This window comes from Burkholderia sp. Ac-20344 (assembly GCF_017104975.1).
Taxonomy (GTDB): domain Bacteria; phylum Pseudomonadota; class Gammaproteobacteria; order Burkholderiales; family Burkholderiaceae; genus Burkholderia.
The window spans coordinates 1-1,940 of record NZ_JAAGPP010000342.1; the positions used below are offsets into that span (position 1 = coordinate 1).

The following is a 1,940-nucleotide window of genomic DNA, read 5'->3' on the forward strand; positions in this document are numbered from 1 at the left end:
GATCCGCGCGGTGTTGTCGGCCCGCTCGATGAACGCGCCGATCTGCGCGAAATCGAAGATCTCGTTGCGCAGCATCGTGCTGTAGAAGCTGCCGAGGATCAGCGCGGTCTCGCGCTTCACCTCGTCGAGCACGGCCGGCAGCGCGCTCTCCGGCACCGGCTGCGCAAGCGCACGGCGCAGCGCCAGCCACGCGCCGTTCACGCTCTCCCACGCCTCGCGCGTGAGCGCCGTGCGCACCATCCGCGCGTTCGAGCGCGCCGCCTCGATGCACGACAGCACGCTCGACGGGTTGTCGCGGTCGCGCAGCAGGTAGTCGGTCACGGTATCGGCCGCATACGCGTCGTATTTCTGCCGGTAGCCGTCGTCCGTGCCCGAGCTGACCAGCACCGACGACCATTCGGCCGGCGCGTCGGACGTGCGCGTGAGCGCCATCCGCAGCCCGGCGTCGACGATGCGCGCGATGTTCTCCGCGCGCTCGATATAGCGGTACATCCAGTAAAGACCGCTTGCAGTTCGTCCCAGAAGCATCTCGTGTCCACTCCGTCTTCGTTCGGTTCGCGCGCCGGCTCCGGCGCACGCGGTCGCGTCCGGCTCAGTCGGCCAGCACCCAGGTGTCCTTGGTGCCGCCGCCCTGGCTCGAGTTGACGACCAGCGATCCCTCCTGCAGCGCGACGCGCGTGAGCCCGCCCGGCGTGATGCGGATCCGGTCCGACACCAGCACGAACGGCCGCAGGTCGACGTGGCGCGGCGCGAGGCCGGCTTCGGTCAGGATCGGCGTCGTGGACAGCGCGAGCGTCGGCTGCGCAATGTAGTTCGCGGGGCGCGCGCGCAGCTTCGCGGCAAATGCCTCGAGCTCGGCCTTCGACGCGCACGGCCCGACCAGCATCCCGTAGCCGCCCGAGCCGTGCACTTCCTTCACGACCAGTTCGTCGAGATGGTCGAGCACGTATTTCAGGCTGTCGGCCTCGCCGCAGCGCCAGGTCGGCACGTTCTCCAGCAGCGCCTTGCGGCCCGTGTAGAACTCGACGATCTCCGGCATGTACGAGTAGATCGCCTTGTCGTCGGCGATGCCCGTGCCCGGTGCGTTCGCGATCGTGATGTTGCCCGCGCGGTAGACGTCCATGATCCCCGCGACGCCCAGCACCGAATCGGGGCGGAACGTGAGCGGATCGAGGAACGCGTCGTCGACGCGGCGGTACAGCACGTCGATCGGCTGGAAGCCTTCGGTCGTGCGCATCGCGACGCGGCCGTCGATCACCTGCAGGTCGCTGCCCTCGACGAGGTGCACGCCCATCTGGTCGGCGAGGAACGAATGCTCGTAATACGCGGAATTGTGGATGCCGGGCGTGAGCACGGCGACGGTCGGGTTGTCGGCGTTGCCGCCCGGCGGGCACACGGCCGCGAGCGACTGGCGCAGCATCTGCGGATAGGTCTCGACCGGGCGCACCTTCACCTGCTGGAACAGCTCCGGGAAGAGCTGCATCATCGTCTCGCGGTTTTCCAGCATGTACGACACGCCGGACGGCGTGCGCGCGTTGTCCTCCAGCACGTAGAACTCGTTCTCGCCGGTGCGCACGATGTCGACGCCGATGATATGCGTGTAGACGTTTCCCGGCGGCCGGAAGTCGATCATCTCCGGGATGAACGCTTCGTTGTGCGCGATCAGGTGCTTCGGCACGATGCCGGCGCGCACGATTTCCTGGCGATGGTAGATGTCGTCGAGGAACGCGTTGAGCGCCATCACGCGCTGCTCGATGCCGAGCGACAGCCGGCTCCATTCCGCGCCCGAGATGATGCGCGGGACGATATCGAACGGAATCAGCCGCTCGGCGGCCTCCGCGTCGCCGTAGACGGCGAACGTGATGCCCGTCTTGCGGAACACGCCCTCCGCGTCGTGGGCTTTCTGGGCGAGGCTTGCAGGATTCTGCGCGTCGAGCCAC

At 67.9% G+C, this 1,940-nt stretch carries 2 protein-coding genes; both read right to left on the reverse strand.

Features of this window, described 5'->3' with window-relative positions:
- Positions 1-528: alpha-E domain-containing protein (locus G3N64_RS38995; protein WP_205788880.1), on the reverse strand; the 528-nt coding region annotated here is incomplete at its 3' end.
- A 64-nt stretch (positions 529-592) separates the two neighbouring features.
- Positions 593-1,940 (reverse strand): circularly permuted type 2 ATP-grasp protein (locus G3N64_RS39000; RefSeq protein ID WP_205788881.1); only part of this gene is annotated, 1,348 nt, incomplete at its 5' end.